This is a genomic window from Psychromonas hadalis ATCC BAA-638, from assembly GCF_000420245.1.
GTDB lineage: Bacteria > Pseudomonadota > Gammaproteobacteria > Enterobacterales > Psychromonadaceae > Psychromonas > Psychromonas hadalis.
The window spans coordinates 1-20,134 of record NZ_ATUO01000064.1 but is presented as its reverse complement, the minus strand read 5'-3'; the positions used below and the strand labels follow the sequence as shown (position 1 = coordinate 20,134).

General features: G+C 38.8%; 10 protein-coding genes and 1 pseudogene. 5 read left to right on the top strand and 6 right to left on the bottom strand.

Annotated elements, in window-relative coordinates:
* Window positions 1-82 precede the first annotated feature (82 nt).
* Both fdhF and fdhD read left to right on the top strand, forming a co-directional pair.
* Window positions 83-2,962: a formate dehydrogenase subunit alpha gene (gene fdhF, locus G322_RS0109575; RefSeq protein ID WP_022941579.1), complete on the top strand. Its 2,880-nt coding sequence runs from the start codon at window positions 83-85 to the stop codon at window positions 2,960-2,962.
* A 99-nt stretch (window positions 2,963-3,061) separates the two neighbouring features.
* Window positions 3,062-3,946, top strand: a complete 885-nt coding sequence (gene fdhD / locus G322_RS0109570) for a formate dehydrogenase accessory sulfurtransferase FdhD (protein ID WP_022941578.1) — start codon at window positions 3,062-3,064, stop codon at window positions 3,944-3,946.
* 213 nt (window positions 3,947-4,159) lie between these two features.
* Here the strand turns inward: fdhD and G322_RS0109565 are convergent, their stop codons facing one another.
* On the bottom strand, window positions 4,160-6,166 hold the full coding sequence (locus G322_RS0109565) for a bifunctional metallophosphatase/5'-nucleotidase (RefSeq protein WP_022941577.1): 2,007 nt from the start codon (window positions 6,164-6,166) through the stop codon (window positions 4,160-4,162).
* 799 nt (window positions 6,167-6,965) lie between these two features.
* Here G322_RS0109565 and G322_RS23345 point away from each other — a divergent pair.
* On the top strand, window positions 6,966-7,130 hold the full coding sequence (locus tag G322_RS23345; RefSeq protein ID WP_022941576.1) for a hypothetical protein: 165 nt from the start codon (window positions 6,966-6,968) through the stop codon (window positions 7,128-7,130).
* Between the two features lie 611 nt (window positions 7,131-7,741).
* Here G322_RS23345 and G322_RS24805 read toward each other — a convergent pair.
* The 5 genes and pseudogenes from G322_RS24805 to ushA all read right to left on the bottom strand — a co-directional run bounded on the left by G322_RS24805 (window position 7,742) and on the right by ushA (window position 16,942).
* On the bottom strand, window positions 7,742-9,124 hold the full coding sequence (locus G322_RS24805) for an HNH endonuclease signature motif containing protein (RefSeq protein WP_425413892.1): 1,383 nt from the start codon (window positions 9,122-9,124) through the stop codon (window positions 7,742-7,744).
* Window positions 9,125-9,619: 495 nt separating this feature from the next.
* A pseudogene (locus G322_RS24800) lies at window positions 9,620-10,204 on the bottom strand (Ig domain-containing protein); the annotation flags it as partial.
* A gap of 623 nt (window positions 10,205-10,827) precedes the next feature.
* Window positions 10,828-14,013, bottom strand: coding sequence for an ExeM/NucH family extracellular endonuclease (locus G322_RS0109550; protein WP_022941574.1), 3,186 nt, complete (start codon window positions 14,011-14,013; stop codon window positions 10,828-10,830).
* 41 nt (window positions 14,014-14,054) lie between these two features.
* Window positions 14,055-15,131: a porin gene (locus G322_RS0109545; RefSeq protein WP_022941573.1), complete on the bottom strand. Its 1,077-nt coding sequence runs from the start codon at window positions 15,129-15,131 to the stop codon at window positions 14,055-14,057.
* A 140-nt stretch (window positions 15,132-15,271) separates the two neighbouring features.
* Complete coding sequence (gene ushA, locus G322_RS0109540) at window positions 15,272-16,942, bottom strand: bifunctional UDP-sugar hydrolase/5'-nucleotidase UshA (protein ID WP_281166518.1); 1,671 nt, start codon at window positions 16,940-16,942, stop codon at window positions 15,272-15,274.
* Window positions 16,943-17,540: 598 nt separating this feature from the next.
* Between ushA and G322_RS0109535 the strand changes: the two genes are divergently transcribed.
* The gene (locus tag G322_RS0109535; protein ID WP_022941571.1) at window positions 17,541-18,413 is read left to right on the top strand and encodes an endonuclease I family protein; all 873 of its coding nucleotides are present in this window, start codon (window positions 17,541-17,543) and stop codon (window positions 18,411-18,413) included.
* Window positions 18,414-18,655: 242 nt separating this feature from the next.
* A complete protein-coding gene (locus G322_RS0109530) occupies window positions 18,656-19,636 on the top strand; it encodes a sugar-binding transcriptional regulator (RefSeq protein ID WP_022941570.1) in 981 nt (326 codons plus the stop codon).
* The last annotated feature ends 498 nt before the right edge of the window (window positions 19,637-20,134 follow it).

Sequence of the window (20,134 nt, the reverse complement as noted above, 5' to 3'; positions counted from 1 at the left end):
ATTACGGCACGCCCGCTGTAGAGTCTATTAAAAACTTTGCCAATGAGTTTGAAGATCGTTACAACAAATATGTGAGAAGATAATGATGCAGCTAACCAATGCAATTAATGTTAAATGTGATTATGGCACGCCAGCGGTTGAGTCTAGAAAAGAGATCACCTTAACCATTGATGACCAAACCGTGACCGCCTATGAAGGTGAGTCTGTGATGCGCGCTGCTTTAAAGGTGGGTATTAATATCCCAAGACTCTGTGCAACCGATAGCCTGAAACCGATTGGTGGCTGTCGTTTATGTATTGTTGAAATTGAAGGGGCAAGAATTACGACGTCTTGTACTGCAATTGTTGCAGAGGGACAGGTTATTACAACGGAGAGTAAAGAGCTGTTTAAGCTTAGAAAAAATTTACTGGATCTGTATATATCAGAGCATCCGCTGGAATGTTTGGTGTGCTCTGCCAATGGTGATTGTGACTTACAGACGTTATGTGCGGAACATGGCGTGAGAGGATCTCGCTTTTTAGTGGAGAAACGCAAGCCGCATAAACCTGTTATTGATAAATCAGCACCCTATTTTGACTATGAAAGCAGCAAATGTATTAGCTGTTATAAATGTGTCAGGGTGTGTATCGAAACACAAGGTACCTTTGCATTAACCGTTAAAGGCAGGGGGCTTCATTCAGAAGTTTGTCCTGGCTTGTTTGACTTTAAAAACTCTATCTGTGTTTCATGTGGTAAATGCGTTGAAGTTTGTCCTACTGCTTCATTAAATGAAAAAAGCATGGTTAAGATGGGGCTACCGACAAAACAGGTTGCTACGACCTGTGCTTATTGTGGTGTTGGCTGTGGGTTAATTGTTGAAACTAAAATGGATGAGGTGGTTAGAATTAGGCCGAATGGCAATACACCTTCAAATAAAAATCATCTCTGTGTGAAAGGGCGTTTTGCTTACGATTACGTTTCCCATAAAGAGAGGATCACCGAGCCATTAATACGTGAAAGTATTAACTCACCTTGGAAAAAGGTGAGTTTTGATGAAGCATTTGATTTTATTGCCAAAGGTTTTAATAAAATCAAAGAGCAATATGGCAATGAGGCATTGGGTTCATTGGCTTCTTCTCGTTGCACCATTGAAGAGGTCTATGTACTTCAAAAATTGAATAGAACGGCATTTGGCAATAATAATATCGATAACTGTGCAAGACGTTGCCATTCACCGACGGGTTACGGCTTAGAGCAAACACTGGGTACCAGTTCAGGTACGCAAGACTTTGATAGTATTGAACATGTTGATGTATTTTTAATTGTTGGTGCGAATCCAACCAATGCACACCCAGTTGTTGGTGCGCGTTTGAAAAAACGTATGCGTGTAAATAGCGTAAAAACAATTGTCATTGACCCAATGGAAACAGAGTTAGTTAACTCACCACTTATTAAAGCCGATGTGCATCTGCAAATAAACCCAGGGACCAACGTGGCGGTATTAAACTCGATTGCACATGTTTTAGTCACTCAAAATCTGCTTAATAAGAAGTATATTAAAGAACAGTTGGACAACACTCTGGTTCAAAAATATATGGACTTTATTAAGCAGGAACAACACAGCCCAGAATACGTTGCAAAAATTGCTGGTGTGACAAGCTACGAAATTGTTAAAGCAGCCAATATTTATGCTTCAAGCGATAGAAGCTCCATCTTTTACGGCTTAGGTGTTACTGAGCATGCGCAAGGCTCTGATGGTGTCATGACACTGGCTAATCTTGCGATGTTAACGGGAAATTTAGGGCGAAATGGCGCTGGTGTAAATCCACTACGTGGTCAAAATAACGTACAAGGGGCGTGTGATGTAGGTGCTTACCCTCATAGCACACTGGGTTATGAAGATGTGACAAGCCAAGAAGTTGCAGATAAATATAGCAAAGCATGGGGTGTTAAGCAGAGCACTAAAATGGGCCTAAAAATGCCTGAGATGATTGATAGTGCACTGCAAGATAAGTTTAAAGGCTTCTTCATTCAAGGTGAAGAGATCATGCAATCTGAGCCAGATTTACCGCGTATTGCCAAAGCGTTATCTAAAATGGATTTTGTTGTGCAACTGGATCTGTTTTTAAATGAAACTTCTGCTTTTGCGCATGTATTTCTACCGGGGTGTTCTTTCTTAGAGAAAGATGGAATATTTATTAATGCAGAAAGAAGACTTAATCGTGTCAGAAAAGTCTTAAAACCTAAAGTTGCACTGCAAGAATGGGAAACGATCTCTAAAGTCGCAAACGCGATGGGTTTTGACATGCACTATAACCATTCAGAAGAAATTTTGGATGAGATGAAAGGGCTATGGAGTGATATTAGTGAGGTTAGCTACGATAAAATAGATCAATTAGGTGGCGTACAATGGCCTTGTAATAAAGCCAATCCAAATGGTTCTCCGATTTTACATCAAGATAAAATTATCAGAGAGGGCGGTGGTGCGCTGCAAATATGTGATTATCAGGAAACAAGTTCAGCGGCAGATATCGATTTCCCTTTCACATTAATTACCGGTCGTGTTTTGGTGCATTACAATGTAGGTACACAAACACGTAGAACCAAAAATAGTGAATGGCATGATAAAGATGAGTTATTAATTCATCCGAGTGATGCACAGCCACTGGCTTTGAAAACGGGTGATCTTGTGAGCTTAACAAGTCGAACCAATGCTATCTCAATTGAAGTTCGTCTTTCTAAGAAAGTGAAAATAGGCACGCTGTTTACGACCTTCCATCATCCTGCTACCGCTATCAATGCGATACAGGGATGGGACAAAGATAAAGTAACTAAATGTCCTGAGTTTAAGGTGACAGCGGTTAAAATCGCAGCCACTGATACTTTGTCTGACTGGCAGATTTCTCGAAATGAGCAGATAGAAAAACAGAAAGATTTTTTCAACGCTTCTATTGAGGAGCCAGTCGCATCATTAGCTGAGTAATTTCGTACTTTGATGGAAGTGAAACTTTAGTTTTGTCAGTTTACAACGGGCACAGCTAAAGCAACACTTCCAATCACATTTTAGTAATAAGAGTAATCAATGCACTACAGAAAAAAGATTGATAATCCCCTCGCAGTAAAGGTGATGGCTAAGCAGCACTATCAACGCAAGTCAACAGAACTCCAACAAACAGAGCAATGGCAGAAGAAACTTAAAGAGGATGTTATTGCGGTAGAAGAGCCACTACAAATTAGCTTGTCTTATTACGACTTATCAAGTGATCAATACCAAACAAAAATACTTTCTATTACCATGCGCACCCCAGGTCATGATTGTGAATTAGTACATGGTTTTTTATTGTGTGAAGGTATTATAAACAAAAAAGAGGATATTAAAGAGTGTGAATTTGATCGGCAACAACATAAAGGCAATGCGGTCTGTGTGGTGTTAGCAAAGCATGTGCAACCCAATTGGCGAACGATTGAACGCCAATTTACCAGTCATTCAAGTTGTGGTATTTGTGGTAAAACCTCGTTAAACGCACTGCAACTCAAAGTGCCCGCCACGGCGACAGAAAGTAAAATAACAATTAATAGCCAACATATTTACACGCTACCGGAGCAGTTACGAGCGTTTCAAACGACTTTCTCGCAAACGGGTGGTTCACATGCTGCTGGTTTATATTGTGTGGATCAGTTTATTGCCACCGCTGAAGATATCGGACGGCATAATGCCGTTGATAAAGTGATTGGCTTGAACTGTTTAACGAAAACCTGCAACGCAGAAACAATATTGGTGCTGAGTGGGCGTATTAGTTTTGAATTAGTGCAAAAAGCGATCATGGCTAATATCCATATAATAGCTGCCGTTGGCGCTCCTTCCGCGCTGGCTATTAGCGCCGCTAAAAAATTCAATGTCACCTTAATCGGTTTTATCAAAACAGACAGTTTTAATGTTTATCATGGTGATTGGCGAGTATTATAACGCGCAGAAAAACGGGATAAAAATGAGGTGAAGTATTTAACTTATTGATTTTGTTTGGATTAAAAAGTGGATGTTCTACATTTTTTTATTCTAAGAATATATTTTTCTTGAGCAATAAAAAAGGTAACCCGAAGGTTACCTTTTAAGCTAGTTGCTACATTTAATGTGTCAGGCTCAAAATGGATACGCCTTTACTACACTAAGAATAACTAATTAGTCAGCGTATTCCATCGTAGTAGTTTCATAAGCGATTGGTGCAATGGTACCTTTGCTTTTTGTGTAATCGATAAATGCTTGAGCATCGGTATTACAGCGAACACCTGTAGCTTTACAATCGATGAAAGTGTCTCCATTTTCATATAAAGGAGTATATTTCTTCTTGCTAGTGTTAAAGGTTAGTTTATCTACTGGGTAACCTTTATAAACACCACCTTCAATAACGACATCAACACGGTCGGTTGATACTTCCTGCGCTTTAGCAATTGCTTCCCAGCCGTCACGGCCTTTAGCGTTATAGTTACCCAACACGACAACATAGTTAGTCGCATCTTCCATTGTGACCCATACAGGAGTGTCTTCTGTACCGGTATTAACTTCAAGATTCGTAATACTACCTTCGACTTCTTTTTCAGTTTCAGTGAAGGTATAACGCATACCACCCACATACGGGAATTTTCCTGCGTGCGCATCACGTTTAAGAGTTGGGATAATAGTCGTTTCTAAAACATCTTTAATCTGCGCCCCCGTTAAGGTCAGCACTGACATATAAGTATTAAACGGCAGCATTTCAAGCGCCACGTTGCCTTCTTTCATATTACCGGCTGTAATATTAGTACGAACACCACCAGCCGGAACAAAAGAAACTTGAGCTGTCAAACCTGTTACCGCAGTAACTTCCGCGTCGTTAGCCCAGTTAATAAAGGCCTGACCAATGATAGGCGCTACATCTGAACCATGCTCATCTGTACCTTTATCACCTGGGCGGCGTTCGTGAATAATTGTTTCATTTACTTTACCAATCACTTCACCAAACGCGGCGTCATAACCAGGTTTGTACGTTGCATCAATATGCGCACGTAAAGACGCGTCTTGTTCAACGATTTCAATCTGTTTATTACCTTCTATAAAGGAAACAATTTCATCATGGTTCTCGACTTTATCTGCAAAATCACGTCGTTCTTTACTATAAAAGGTATCACTTGACAATAAAGTGTTGTTACCTTTACAAGTAATTAATTCACCTGCTTTATTAAATGTAACTTCAGCTTGACCAATTGCTTGTGCATATTGCCCCGCCTGAACGATACAAGTTTTACTTTTACCATCTTTTTGAGTGATTAACTGAGCATACGTACCATTATCTCCTTGGCCTAAGTCAGTGAAATCGCCTAATAAAGTATGTGAATGCCCACCTACAATAACATCAATTCCAGTCGTGCCTTTTGCAAGTAGTACGTCACGCTCTGTTCCGATATGCGTTAGCATCACGATTTTATTAACGCCTTCCGCGGTTAATGTATCAACTATTTTTTGAGCTGATTCAATTTCATTCGCGAATGTAACGTCTCCAACACCTTCAGCTATGGTAGGCATACCTTCTAGTGCGATACCGATAACCGCTACGATCATCTCACCTTTTACCGCACTTGCAACATCATCGATAGGACGTTTTTTAGCACCATCGAATGCAAATAGTTGATATGCTTTTAGATTAGTTGAACCGCTTAAAGCTGAATCGGCACTCGCATCGATATTAGCGGCTAATAGAGGGAAATTCACTTGATCAACAAAAGCGGCAAGTTCAGTTGTACTTAAATCAAACTCATGGTTCCCCATCGCCATCGCATCAATATTCATTTGAGAAAGCAGATCTGCATTAGCGGCACCTTTATTCAAACTAAAATAAACCGTACCTTGCCATGCGTCACCACCGTGCAGTAGCAACATAGACTGATCAGCCGCAACAGAAGCCGCTGCAATACTATTTGATGCCTGCAGTAAACGAGGGTAGCCGCCGAATTCGTTATAAACACGCTGCCCATCAGTGCCCGTTGTAAAGCTAGATTTCACAGGGTCAAAATTAGAATGCGTATCATTCATATGTGCAATTGTTAAGTTGAATAATTCAACTACTGGCGGTGTTGTCGTTGTCGAATTACAACCCGCTAATGCAACTAAAACAGCGCTTGCGACTAAACCTTTAATTAACTTTTTATTCATTTTAATCAATCCTTAAATTATTTTCATTTTTGTTTGTTGTTCACTTGTCTGAGTATTGTTCTTCTGGTCGAGGTTATGCTAGCAAATAATAGCGTTGGTACATGTCGGTTTTATGAATAAACGTGAGCTGACAACTGTTTATTTGTTGATACTGTAAAAATATAACGAATCATTTTTCTACATATTTAATTGGCTTTTAGTTTCTTAAAAATAATCATATGTTTTATGTTTCTTTGGGTTTTGAGATTTTGTAATGGTAGTTATTATCATTTTTTTAAAAAATAAACTACGACACTGAAAATGTTGATAATAATATTTTTAAATTATTATTTTCGCAACCTGTTGGTCTATATTGGATTTAATTGTATTCCGTTGTTCGCTTTACATGGTTAAAAGATACTTTGAAAGGTGGGCTCTGATCATGGAAAGTTGTTTTTACAACCTGTAACGTTTCATTCTTCAAAAATTCAGATGAATATTTTTGAAGTTATATCGATGAAATCTTGATAAATGGTTGCCTTTTAATGCTTATCTTTATCATGATTATATTCGCTGAGAGTGACTGCTTGGTCGTTACAAAAAGCACTCTCGAAAATGTTTAAGTATATATGTAACAATGTGATCATATGATCCTGTGTAAGACGTGTGATAAAACTAACTGCGTTAATAAATATGTATTGAATAGATATAAACCGAGTCATCAAACATCCAGTAATTTTATTAATCATGCTCGATTACGAATAAGTAATCGCAATAAAACCCTGTTATTAATGGGTGATTTTATACACAAGGACATAAAATGAAAAAGAATTTTCTAGCTCTATCCATCGGCGTAGCGTTATCGTTAGGCGCTCAAGCAGAGAGCATTATTCCTGAATACGTTGAAGGTGGTAGTTACAATAAAGCCATCGAAATTGCCAATACGGGTACTGATAAAGATATGGCTATCCCCGATCTTTTCTAAATTGTGGATAAGGGCACTGAAAAGGCGAAGCCAGAAGGAAGAAAATTTCAACTGGCAATACATGCAAAAGCTGATCCGAATATTCATACTGCACACACGAATTCGGCATCCCTACCCATCACAACGTTTACTCAATGTAGGAGCCGTATGTGTTAGCAGCGCACGTACGGATCTGTGTCGGATGCCTGTTTTATTGATCTTAATATACTGATAAATAAGGGCTTTTCACGATGATTATATTTACCTGTTTCAATCTTATCGTACCCAACAAAGGGGATATCATGCTTTAAATTTAAAAGTTGCTCGAACTCTATTTTTTAGATTTTCCGTGTTCAGAAAATCATTACATTCTACAATAATTGTACAAATAGATTCGTAACAGTATTATGACGCTTGGTTCTATACCCGTTACCAATCAAGATTGAACAAAGCAATGAAGCGAAGAAAGGGGTAAAAACATCTTAAACCGTTCATTTTATCAGTAAACGATTTAAGACCAATAGACGATCCTACCCTTTGAAAAGTAGTGTTAATTCGGTATTAACACTACTATCTCAAAATTTATTTTCGTAGCAAACTATTTTATTTACAGCTAAATATTCCCTATTATATTAATCAACCCAAATTAAATTTACATATTCAGGGTGATCAACAAAAGGATTACGATTGCCTTGATATTTATGGGCTGCTTCATTACGATCGCGCTCTTTCTGGCTAACAGGATCGTTTTCACTCCATGTTTTCAGCATCGCGATCACCCAAGGTTCAAATACGGTAGAGTCAGTGCCATCTAACACTGCGTTAGCGTTGTCTGAGTTTTCCTCCCATGAACCAATAATATCTTCATAACGCGTCGCCATGTAAAAATAGGCTCTTGCTAAATCACCTTTAAATTCATCGGTCGGTTCAAATACGGTTGTTCCCGTATACCCAAGTGCTGCTGTTGGCGCGCCTAATTTACTGCCATTGATTGATGTCCAGTCGGCTGTAGCAACCTCTCCATAAGGGTAGTTGCTGCGCTTACCGTTTACATAACCATCGGTTGCAAAAATATGATGAACATCTGAAACCATAGGTGAGGCTTTATTAAACCAGCTTTGTGGCAGTGAGTGTTCACGGTTATAACAGCTACTTTCACCCGAGTAATTACCACATTGGTCAACTATCGGCGTGAAATTGTAACTGTCTGATGCTGATGCATTTTCTGAGTAAATATCTAAGATGGTATTATCTTTTTCAAAATAGATATCTAATGTGTAAGTAGAGATGAAAGTCCATAAGTCGGTATAAGTTTTCGTATTATGGTCTTTAATAATATTATAAAGGGCTGTTTTTAATGCAAAACCGCTTTTATCTTTAGCACCTGAATAATAAATTGCCAGAGTAGCTGCATCTGTCGGCACAATAGGATCGGGTGCTGGTAGAGGAACCGGCTCTGTTACCGCTGTGCCACTCGCAATGAAAGTCACATTATCAATATAAATTATTTCTTCGCCATCAAAGACGCCACTTACATCGTAAAAACGCATACCAAAGTCGATAGACTTATTTTCAGTAGCTGTATATGCAAAGCTATAATCTTGCCATTGATTAACTAAGTCAAAATCGGAATAAACATCATTATAATTACCTCCTATATAAGCGCGTACTTTTGCTCCACCATCTGTATGATAAATCGACATAGTGAGGGTGTACGTTTTACCATTTACCACATCAACGCTTTGACGTAAATCTTGGTTACTAGTACTCGTAAGAGTAAAAGCGCCAGACTTTGTTGAACCAGGTTTAACCGTTGAGCTCTCTGGTGCGAAGACGATTCCACTGCCCATAGTAGTCCAACCAGTGGGTTTGCCTTCAGTCCATTCGTCTTCAAAACTGCCATTTTCAGCAAGATCTGTAATAGGCTCAGGCGTCGTTGCTGACGCTATAAATGTTACATTATCGACATAAACGATTTCTGAATCAACAAATCCAGTTTGATCGTAAAAACGCATACCAATTTCAATACTCTTATCTTCAGTAGCGGTATATTTAAAGCTGAGTTCTTGCCATTGATTGACTAAGGTATTATCTGAATAATCCATATAATCAGCTAGGTAGACCCTTGCTTTTACATTGCCTTCGGTATGATAAATAGACATAGAGAGCGTATAAGTTGTACCTGTTAGCACATTTACGCTTTGACGGAAATCGGTTGAGCCTTGTGAGCCCGTATTCACTGAAATAGCTGCAGAACTTGAACCAGTTTCAAAAATGGTCGTATTTTGTACGACGTCTATTCCACTGTCAATGGTTGTCCAACCTATTGGAGTTGCATCAGTCCAGTTTTCAAAATCACCATTAACCGCTAAATTTGTTGCTACAGGCGTAGTTGGTGTTTCTGGTGTAGTTGGTGTTTCTGGTGTAGTTGGTGTTTCTGGTGTAGTTGGTGTCTCCGGCGTAGTTGGTGTTTCTGGTGTTGAGTTATTTAACGCCTCAATGGTTACTTTAAAATTAAGTGGGTAAGAAGTGGCATTCTTGCTATCTGTCGCAACAATCTGGTAATTGAAAGTACCTGCTACTGCTGACGTTAAGTCACCAGAAATAACGCCTGTGTCAGGATTAATGCTTAGCCCGTTTGGTGTGTCACTGAGTTCTGTTAACTTATAAGTTAGCGTATCACCTTCAACATCAGAGATATGCACTGATGCATCTAATTCATCCCATATATCACCAATATTTAGAGTGATCGGTTCTAAAGCGCTACCATCAACATTATGTACTGGTCTATTGTTTGGACTAACAGTCACAACGCCTGTCTCTGGGATTTCAATAGCTGGAGAAAAATCGTCCAGATTTTCATCTTGGTCATCAATAACATTTTTAACGGCATCAGACACGCCAGAAGCAAGTTGCAGTTGTTGCTCAATAGCAAGTTCCCCATGGTCAACTAACGCTTCACCAATAATATTAAGTGCTTGTGCTTGTTGTGAGTCATCCGCTAAGTAGTCACCAAAGATAAGTTCACTCGATACATCTAAACCAGAGTCGGTAACAGATTGAACTACTTGATCTTCCGCTTCGGCCTGTGTCATACCAGGGTTTGCAAGCAACTGTTTAACAACCATGTTGGTCAGAGGATTAGCAACTGTATAGCCTGCTGGAGCCGCGAGAACAAAGTTGTTTAGTACTAAGCCACGCGTGGTATCTACCGTTTGACCTGAAATGGCTTTTATAAACACTGCATGTTTTCGGTAATCACCTAGTAAAGTAAATTTTCCAGAGGTGTCGGTATTTGTTGCTAACTTAATATCTGAACTATCAAGTGTTAGGTTGTCATTGAGATCAACCCATATATCAGCATTCGATAAATACCCATCTATCGCAGAGATCACTACCTTAGCAGGAGGGGAAGAGATTGTTTTTTCATCACTTGAGTTACCACAAGCCGTTAACGCCAGCACCACGGATGCTGCTAGAAAACTAGTTTTATTCATAATCATTTATTCCTTTAATTAAACCTGATGGATCATCAGATGAATATTTGTTAATGAGTTAATCTGTTGATTGTTAAACAGATAATTAGGTTTACTTTCTAAAAAAGAAGCATAGCAATAACACCTGTAGAAATGAGGTTGTCCTCATAACTGATGTTATTGCTATTTTTACATTTAAATTAGACCCTTAATTTATATTATTTTTTTATATAAACGAGATCTTATTGTTTTACTTTAGGACGACGTAAGAAACCAAAACCTAGCAATGAGATAAGACCCCAAATACCAAATGAACCACCTCCAGAACCATCATAAGGTGCTGGTGGTACGATTTTAGGTGTTGTGGAGTCTTGTTTTGCAGCTTCAAATTTCATTGTTTGAGTAAACTCAGGCATTACTACACCATCACGTACTAGTGTCATTGTTGCCTTGTAAGTCCCTGCTTTAATACCAAAGACTTCAATATTTACTAATGATTGTCCATCTGCAGTTAGTGTTACAACAGGAAGTATAATGTCACTCATATCAATCTCAGAGGATAATGAGATCATTGCAATATCACCCGCTTTTGTACCAGTAGTTGTTTCAACTTTGCTGGTTTTTACCGATGCGACTGTAGGTGTAGCTCCAGGGATACTGTAAGGCACTTTGATTAAACCACTACTAATCACTAGATGAACAGGTTGATCATTACTGACTTCACCATATTCATAGCTTAGAGAGATGATTGCTGAATCATGATCTGATGAGCGGTAAGCATCGTCTGCGTAGAACGCATCAGCATGTTCGCCTTTATAGTTGATATTGTAATCATATAAACCTGATTCAGCTGCATTGATATGCCAATCAACCGCATCAATTAAGCGAGACTCTAATGATGGTGTAATTAGGATATGATCAAGAGACCCAATCTCATCGTTGTAAGAGTAACTCCAGCTTAACTGCCCTTTTTCTGCATCTTTTACGCTAACAGTGTTGATATAACCATAGCTTTTAGTGATAGCAACGGGGGTGCCGTTGATATTAAACTGTGGTTTTTTACCAATAAAGGTATCACGCGCAGTGTGCAGTACTTTACCGGTTGTATTTTCAGTTAACACCAATAGTGGATCTTCTAGGCCATAAGCGTTCAAATCACCAACAATAATGTTATCACCACCCATTTTAGCCAGCTCTTCACCTAGTTGTACAGCAGCCGCTACACGGAAAGCTTCACATTGACCTTGAAAATCAAGATCTGGTGCCTTTGCTTTCCATATTTCTGTGTCACCAAATTCAACCCCTTGCCAATCTTCCCAACAAGTGGAGCCTTTTGATTTAAGGTGGTTAACCGCAACAGTTAATCTTTTGCCTGTATTGTTAACAATAAACGTCGCTGTCATTGTATTACGTTGGTAATTATCACCACTTTCAAGCACGGCACCATTTTTATCTTTAACAACTATACTGCTGTCATTGACGATAGCTGGCGCGTGTTGCTCCGGCATAGGGATCACTTTCATGCTTTCGATACTAACTTTAGAAGGACGGTATAGTAGTCCGGTGCTGATTGCATCACCACCTACCGAATCTAATTCATCAAGTACTAAATCACCATTTGAATCAAAACCAACAAATACATAACGGTTGCTAGTAGAGTTAGATTTAGCTACATCTTTAGGATCTTCATCATAATAATTTTCATTAACAGCATTCACGAGTGCTTTAAGTGCACTACCAGAGCCAAAACCGTTATTTTCAATTTCCATTAAACCAAGAATATCTGCATCAAGCCCTGTAATAGCTGCAACCAGTTTATCTTGTTGCTTTTGGTACTCTTCATCACTATCTGCACCACGGTTTTCGCCGTGGGTATTAACATCACCACCAAATGGAGAGTTAAATAGGTTTAACAGGTTTTGTGTGCCTATTTTAATGGCAAAGTGACCCTCTTCAGTTGTTGTATCCAGATCTGGTGAGTTAGTTCTGTCGGTATTATGTGTGAAGTTGTTTTTATCAAGTTCATTGGTAACAACCAAAGTAAAGTTACCATAGCTATAAGCAATTACACCTTCCATGCCTGTTACGCTATCATTGATACGAACATAGTTATTTGCAGGATCAGTCGTAAATTCTGGATAGTATGGAATTTCCCCATCTTTTGCTTTTTGACTACTTTCCACGATTAAACGATAATCATTGTTTTGTGCAGAGGCAGCGGTTGCATTTTCACTACCGGCCACATTATTTTGAGTAGGCACCATATTAGGGCGTTTGTAGCTGAGGATCATATTATTGCGGTAAGAGCCATAATCAAAACCAAACGATTTTGTGATGCGCATATCTTGCGCGCCATCTGCAGCCGAATCTATATCCGTCGGCAGATTAACTAGCATGCCTTCGTAACGTTCAAGTGTTGCTTTAAATGAGCCATTATCTTCCGGAATCATCTCGATATCGGTGGCTGCAGGAACAGATGAAGATTCATCAGTGATATCCCAATCATCAGCTTCCAGTCGGGTTAAGCCATAATCTTCGGTAACGGTACTGGCTAAACAGATTGTCTTACCGATCAAGTCATCGCTGGCCTTGCTGGTTTTTACAAAAATACCATCGGAGGTCATGATATTGCCATCAGATGTAATATCTTGCAGGTATAAACCTTTTACTGGGTATTTTGCAACGGCAGTAACGATACCTTCAACAAACACTTGCTCGCCAACTAGTGGAGAGCTTGCTGCTGCGCCTTGTATTTCAACAATAGGCGTAATTGTTTGATCATCACATATAGGGGGCGCAACAACAGTTTCGACATAAGGCGCTAATGTTGAATCGCCTAATCCCGTAAAAGTATCTTCCGCTTCTTCTAACCAATCGTTTTCATCATGTGTAAGATTTTGTGCAGGAGTAACATCACCAGTTGCAAGCTGACGGCGGAATGTTTTATTTTCTCCCCATTTATCTCCATCAACACCGATCATGTCAACCACAGTGCCGGCATCAGTATCATAAATAGCGACTGAATCATCACCGTTAAAGCCTAATGAGTTATATTTTACTTCATCATATGAACCGGCGACTAGCATGGTCGCGCCACTCGAGGTTACAGCATCTTTTAACGCATCACTTGCTTCAGGGTGAACGATAACAATAGTTTGACCGGCAGAAAGCGTAACGCCCTCTAATAGGCTTGCTCCACTGGCATTGTACATCGTGTTATTGTAACCAGTAATATTTTGCTTTAAAACAATATTGCCCGTAAAAGTATAAGGAGCACTGCCCGTATTACTGATCTCAATCGCTTTATTCTGAACACTGCCTTCAACGTATTCAGTAATTAAAATGTTGCTTATGTCAGCTTGTACACCGAGAGAAAGTGCACTACCAATGGCAAGTGCTAAAATGGTCTTGCTCATGTTTCTGTTCATAATTTGTTCCTTAAACTATTTTATTAATTAAATTTTAATGATTAGAAGTACACTCGAGCGTAAGCGTATGCATCTTGTGCGGCTTCGCCAACACTACCTTCTACAGCAAAGATAACTGAACGAGATGGTCTGAAATTAACACCTACTGTGCCCCATACTCTTTCTTTTCCCCATGAAGCTTCTCGATCCGGTGAAACACCATAAGGACTTGTAACATCCCATTTTTCATATTCTTCGAAGTTATAAGAACCAGTAAATTCCCATTTTTTGTCTAGCTTATAACGCGCAGAAACTAATCCGCCTTTATTACGCATTGTTTGGTAATCGTTATAAACAGAAGTAGTATTGAGCGGATCGGTGTTGTCGATCACTGTTGAACTTTGTGCGATATCTTCATCTTCAATATAAGCATTAATACCAATTGCAATACTGTCTGTAATGTAAATTCGTGCACCTAATGCATACAGTACCTGCTCACCATATTTAGACTTGCCTTCAGATCCAGTTCGAGTTTCAGCGCCAGCTACAACATCGACATAATCACTAAAATAACCGAAATAGCCATTTACAACATCACCTAAAGCAGCACCTGATGAGCTTTCACCTTGATAAGAATAAGAGACTCCCGCTTTGAAGAAAGATAGGTTTCCTTCATATTTTATGGTGTTCGCTTGATCACCGGCCTCTCCCGTTTCAACAGTAGTATCAAAGGTAAAGTCACCAAATTTATCGTAATCATCCAGTGCGGTATCCGTTAAACCAAATTCAACCGCGTGGTTATCAGTAATGTGGTAACCGATAAACAACTTGTCGATAGCGAGTACCATCTCGCCAGAGCCATATTTCCAGTTTTCACGTTCATAATCTAACTCAAGACGGTAATAAACTGAGTCGTAGTTACCTTTGATGCCCATAGTGGCAAAGCTGTCATCGATGTAGCTTTTGTCTTCGAAATATTCAGCATATTCGTAGTTGGGGCTAAAGTGTCCACCAACCCCGACTTCTCCATAAACTTTGACGTTATCACCATTTTCATTTTCATAGATAGTGGCGGCCTGAGCATTTACTCCTACAAATAAAGCTGATAACGCGATACAAATAGCGGTTTTTTTAAACATTTTGTAATCCTTATTGAATGTTACGTGTACGCGACTGCGTGATTTTTTCATGCGAAGTAAGTACTCACTTCGATATTTTGTTTTAAAAATAGCTCTTCAGCCCGAAAGCGAAGAGTCATTTCTTAGTTGTTCAATATATGTTACTGGTAAGTCATTTCATTTTTTGGTGCAAAATCAGCCACTTTAATCGGTGAGTTTGCCTGGATATATTCTTTTAATACTTCAGCATCAACATAACCCGTGTTGACATAAGCAGGATGCTCAGTGATGTTCGGATATCCGTCACCGCCAGCCGCATTGAATGATGGAATAGTGAAACGATATGTAGCCGTTGCTTCCAGAGCTTTGCCAGCAATCACTACATTTGAAACTTGGTTATTGGCCACTGTCATTGAAATCCCTGCGAACTGGGCATAAGCGCCGGAGTCTTTGGTTTTTGTTCCAACAACATTCAGGTAATCCATTATTTCTGCACCAGTAAAATCTACATAAGTAATCATGTTGGCAAATGGCTGTACCGTTAATATGTCTTTATAAGAGATATCCCCAGCTTCAATTGACGCACGAATACCGCCTGAATTCATAATGGCGAAATCAGCTTTAGCACGTTGCATATGAGCAGTGGCAATTAAACGACCTAAATTAGTTTGGTTGTTACGAACAATTTTACGTTCTCCTTGTAATAAATCATTTGTTGTACCAATGATGACACTCAGTGCCACTTGACCTTTATCTTGGAATGGTTTTAATGCATCAAATACAGCTTGATCTTGTTCAATATTGTCTTGGATCAGCACGCGTACCTTTTTACCTTCAGCATTCTTAACTTTTTTCTTAAGATTAACGGGAATTAGGTTATAAGAGCGCATGGTGAGCTCACCATTTTTAAAGATATAGTCAGCTCGGCCTACGTATTTACCCCATTCATGGGCCTGTACGATATAAGTACCATTTTGTTTATCTGGCTGGCAATCATCACCCGCTTTGAAATTGGCGTATTGATTTATACCTTCCATGCATACTGGCTCTTGTGAATGCCCACCCACGATCATGTCTAGGTCGCCTTCATTTAGGTAACGTGCAAGTAGCACATCACCCGGTGCATTAGATCCATTTTTACCATTGAGGTAATGCCCCATATGAGTGACTGCAATAATAATATCTGGATTATGCTTCGCTTTTAGCTCGGCAATAACAAGTTTTGCTTCTATTTTTGGATCTCTAAACTCAATTAGTTTGACAAACTCTGGGTTACCAATATTGGCAGTATCTTCAGTGGTTAAACCAAGTACAGCTATCTTGATTCCATTTTTGTTAAAGATTTTGTAAGCATCAAACATACGCTTGCCATCTTTATAGATATTGGCAGCAAGAAAAGGGAATGTTGCCCAACCTGCTTGTTTAGCGAGCACATCAAGTGAATTATCAAACTCATGGTTACCGATTGCCATTGCATCATAGCCAATCATATTCATACCAATGAAATCAGGCTCTGCATCTAGCAAATCAGATTCAGGTACACCGGTATTAATATCGCCACCAGATAATAGGAGAAGAGATCCACCTTCAGCTTGCACTTCAGCACGAATCTTTTTAATTAGAGTGGCACGGGCTGCCATACCCAGCTCACCATATTTATTTTCCCAGAAATGACCGTGATTATCATTTGTATGAAGAACAGTGATACTGTAACTCTTATCTTTAATCCACTGTTGCTGAGCCGCCTCACCCGTGATGGAAATTAAACTCCCAACCGTGACAGTAAGTGCCAGACTTGTAATTTGTACTAGTTTATTCATCCTAAATTTCATTAGAGTATCCCTATCTATGATTTGTTATTTATAAATACATCTGTAAGTGATTCGTTAATTAAGTAAATAAATTTACAATTTATTTACATAATTAATGTAATTAACAAATAGTATATTTATTAAACAAGAACAAAAACGTGACTTATACACGAGATAATGTATTAATTAACAAGTAATTTACATTGATTAACAAAATCTGTTGTTACTGAGTGATGTTGATATGTTAATTAACAAATAATTTACATTGGTTAACAAAATGTATTATCACTGAGTGAAATAGGCCACTTTTAATAATATGAGTTTCATTTATAGTAACCATTCAGCGTAATTATCAAAAATAACGCTTGACATGGTTTTTGCGTTTTTTTAAAAAATATCTACAAAAGCCCCTCAATAATACCTTCAGGCGATCACGTTGATCGTCTGGCCATGTTTATTCTCCCCAAATTTCATTTTTTAAAGTCCCTTAGAATCGAATACACAACGAAAAAATAGCCTGAAAAAGCCGTGGTACACTATTCCTATTGAATCACTTACTGGGGGCTTTATTTTGAAATTAGAGGGGACAGATGTTGAAAACACCATAATGAAAAATACAATGAAGAAAATAATATTCACCTTATTCACCGTGGCCTCTTTTAGCACACAAGCGCTAGCAGCCAGTACACCATCCCACGATCCACATATCGTTGCCCCTTTTTCAGGGTTATGTTCAAAATCTGTCACCATTAAACCGGAAAATCCAAGTAATTATTATGCCGGAACAGAAGGCTTGAAAGGGGACGCACTTAAAACAAAACTAAATAAAATTATTTCTAAAAATGTGACTAAATTACCCTATACATCTTCTGAGTTTGATGTATGGGATGCCTTGGCCATTACGGATCAAGACCCTGATAATTCCAATAATGTTATTCTCATGTACACTGGACGATCGCAGTTAATAACATTCTCATCCAGCGGCAATAACGACCCAGACGCATGGAATCGTGAACATTCATATCCAAAATCCAATGGTGGTTTTAATGATAGAAGCGCATCAGGTTACACAGATATTCATCACCTTCGTCCAACTGATGCTTCAATCAACAGCGAGCGTGGCAATCTGGAGTTTGATAACGGCGGTTCTGCAACCAGTGAATCACCTGAGGCCGGCAATAAAATAACCAGCACTACCTTTGAACCGCGTGATGCTGTAAAAGGCGATATCGCACGTATGATGTTCTATATGGCAACCCGTTACGAAGGAGATGATATTAGTACGCCTGATCTGGAACTCGTTACTAGCGTTACTAATAATGGCACTGCAATGGGTAATATCTGTACTTTATTGAATTGGAATATACTCGATCCTGTTGATGATTTTGAATCATTACGTAATGATAAAATTCAAAAAATACAGGGAAATAGAAATCCCTATGTTGATAACCCAGATTGGGCAGATGAGATATTTGCTAAAGACTGTCAATAGTTAACAAAGTAAGAGCGGACGATTGCGATTGAATGTAATGCAAATATGTTCAGGTAATTAGCTGAGTGATAGTAGGGGACTGTTTAATAAACGGTTCCTATTTGTCATTGTAGCTAGCACATTTTACTGTCAGCGCGACAAAAGCACATGAGATGATGGAAAACTCTAACTAATTACTGTTTAATAGTATCAGCCAAAGTAGTTGTCTTAATCTTCCTTAATTATCCAATGAGTAACATCACATGCCTCAAATTAATACTAGCTTTCACGAACTTACCACTAGTGATCAGGATCTATTGACTGAAATTGCAGTGTTATATTATCAGGAAGGTGCAACTCAAGATGAAATTTCCAAAATATTCTCTCTTTCTCGCGTTAAAATAGGTCGACTTCTGCGCAAGGCAAGAGAAGAGGGGATTGTTGAAATTAATGTTAGATATCATCCCGTATATAGTGCGCAGCTGGAACGCCGCTTAGTGGATAAGTTTAAATTAAAGCGTGCTTTGATTGCGCTTGATCATACTGATGAAGTGGAACAACGTAAACAAGTTGCCATACTGGTGTCTGGTTTTCTTGCTAACAATTTGACTGAAAATAGTACCGTGGCAGTAGGAAAAGGCAGAAATGTCGCCGCTGTGGCGGATCATGCTGGTATTGTGATAAAACGTAACGCACGTTTTATTTGTGCACTTGGAGGCACACATCGTAGTGGAGATAGTACTAATGCTGATCATATCTGCAGACGCTTAGCGAAAAAATTTGGTGGCATCAGTGAAACATTATATGCACCCGCATATGTTGATAATCCGAAAATAAGAGAAACGTTCTTTGAACACCCGGTTGTTAGCGAAACATTAAATCAAGCAAAAATTGCCGAGTTTGCATTAGTGGGTATAGGTGATATGAATGAAAATAGTCATATGGTGCAACTTGGGTGGTTTACACCACAAGAGTTTACCAAAGCACGTCTTGAACAGGGCGTTATCGGTGATATTGGTGGTTTTGATTTCTTTAAAATTAATGGTGAAAATGCGAATACCGTTTTAAGATCTCGCGTTATCGGTCTCGGTACTGATGATTTGAAACGTATCCCCAATGTTATCGCTATTGCCACAGAAGATAGAAAAGTATTAGCGATATTAGGTGCGTTACGCACCGGTAGCATTGATATATTAGCAACAAGTGCAAGTTGTGCAATGGCACTACTGAGTATGGAAGACTAGTTTCACTATTTGTACTAACTTTTGAACTTTCATTGTGGTTAATTAACGACCTCTAATTAACCTTCGGCGGTTATACCAACCCAATAAATATGTGTTCGCTTTTGAACGTTAGTTCAGTCTTATGAAAGGCTAAGCTCTGCGAACCCTTTTTTTAGTTTCACCTTTACTATTAGCGTAGCTAAAGTAGCACCTCCTAATAATTGATATGACCAAATTTTTAGGCTGATTGGCATGGTAGAGACAATAAAAGAGAGGGCGTTTTATGGTTTGGCGAGTAATTACATTGTTTTTAGCTTATTGGGTTGTTCGCTGTGCATTTTTTACGTGATGGTCAGATTGTATTTTTCACTGTGATTTTTTGTTTCCTTTGTTACTCTTTAGTAATACTAATTACAGTAAATAGCTAATCTATTTTACTGGTTAAAATAACTCACTTCTGCGTTGTAAGTTTTGTAAAGGGAACAACCATTTACGTCAACTTACACCTTAAATTTAGCT

Excerpts from the sequence above, each read along its gene's own strand:
- fdhF (WP_022941579.1), top strand. The coding sequence starts at position 83 with ATGATGCAGCTAACCAATGCAATTAATGTTAAATGTGATTATGGCACG.
- fdhD (WP_022941578.1), top strand. The coding sequence starts at position 3,062 with ATGCACTACAGAAAAAAGATTGATAATCCCCTCGCAGTAAAGGTGATG.
- G322_RS0109565 (WP_022941577.1), bottom strand. The coding sequence starts at position 6,166 with ATGAATAAAAAGTTAATTAAAGGTTTAGTCGCAAGCGCTGTTTTAGTT.
- G322_RS23345 (WP_022941576.1), top strand. The coding sequence starts at position 6,966 with ATGAAAAAGAATTTTCTAGCTCTATCCATCGGCGTAGCGTTATCGTTA.
- G322_RS24805 (WP_425413892.1), bottom strand. The coding sequence starts at position 9,124 with ATGCGTTTTTACGATCAAACTGGATTTGTTGATTCAGAAATCGTTTAT.
- G322_RS0109550 (WP_022941574.1), bottom strand. The coding sequence starts at position 14,013 with ATGAACAGAAACATGAGCAAGACCATTTTAGCACTTGCCATTGGTAGT.
- G322_RS0109545 (WP_022941573.1), bottom strand. The coding sequence starts at position 15,131 with ATGTTTAAAAAAACCGCTATTTGTATCGCGTTATCAGCTTTATTTGTA.
- ushA (WP_281166518.1), bottom strand. The coding sequence starts at position 16,942 with ATGAAATTTAGGATGAATAAACTAGTACAAATTACAAGTCTGGCACTT.
- G322_RS0109535 (WP_022941571.1), top strand. The coding sequence starts at position 17,541 with ATGAAGAAAATAATATTCACCTTATTCACCGTGGCCTCTTTTAGCACA.
- G322_RS0109530 (WP_022941570.1), top strand. The coding sequence starts at position 18,656 with ATGCCTCAAATTAATACTAGCTTTCACGAACTTACCACTAGTGATCAG.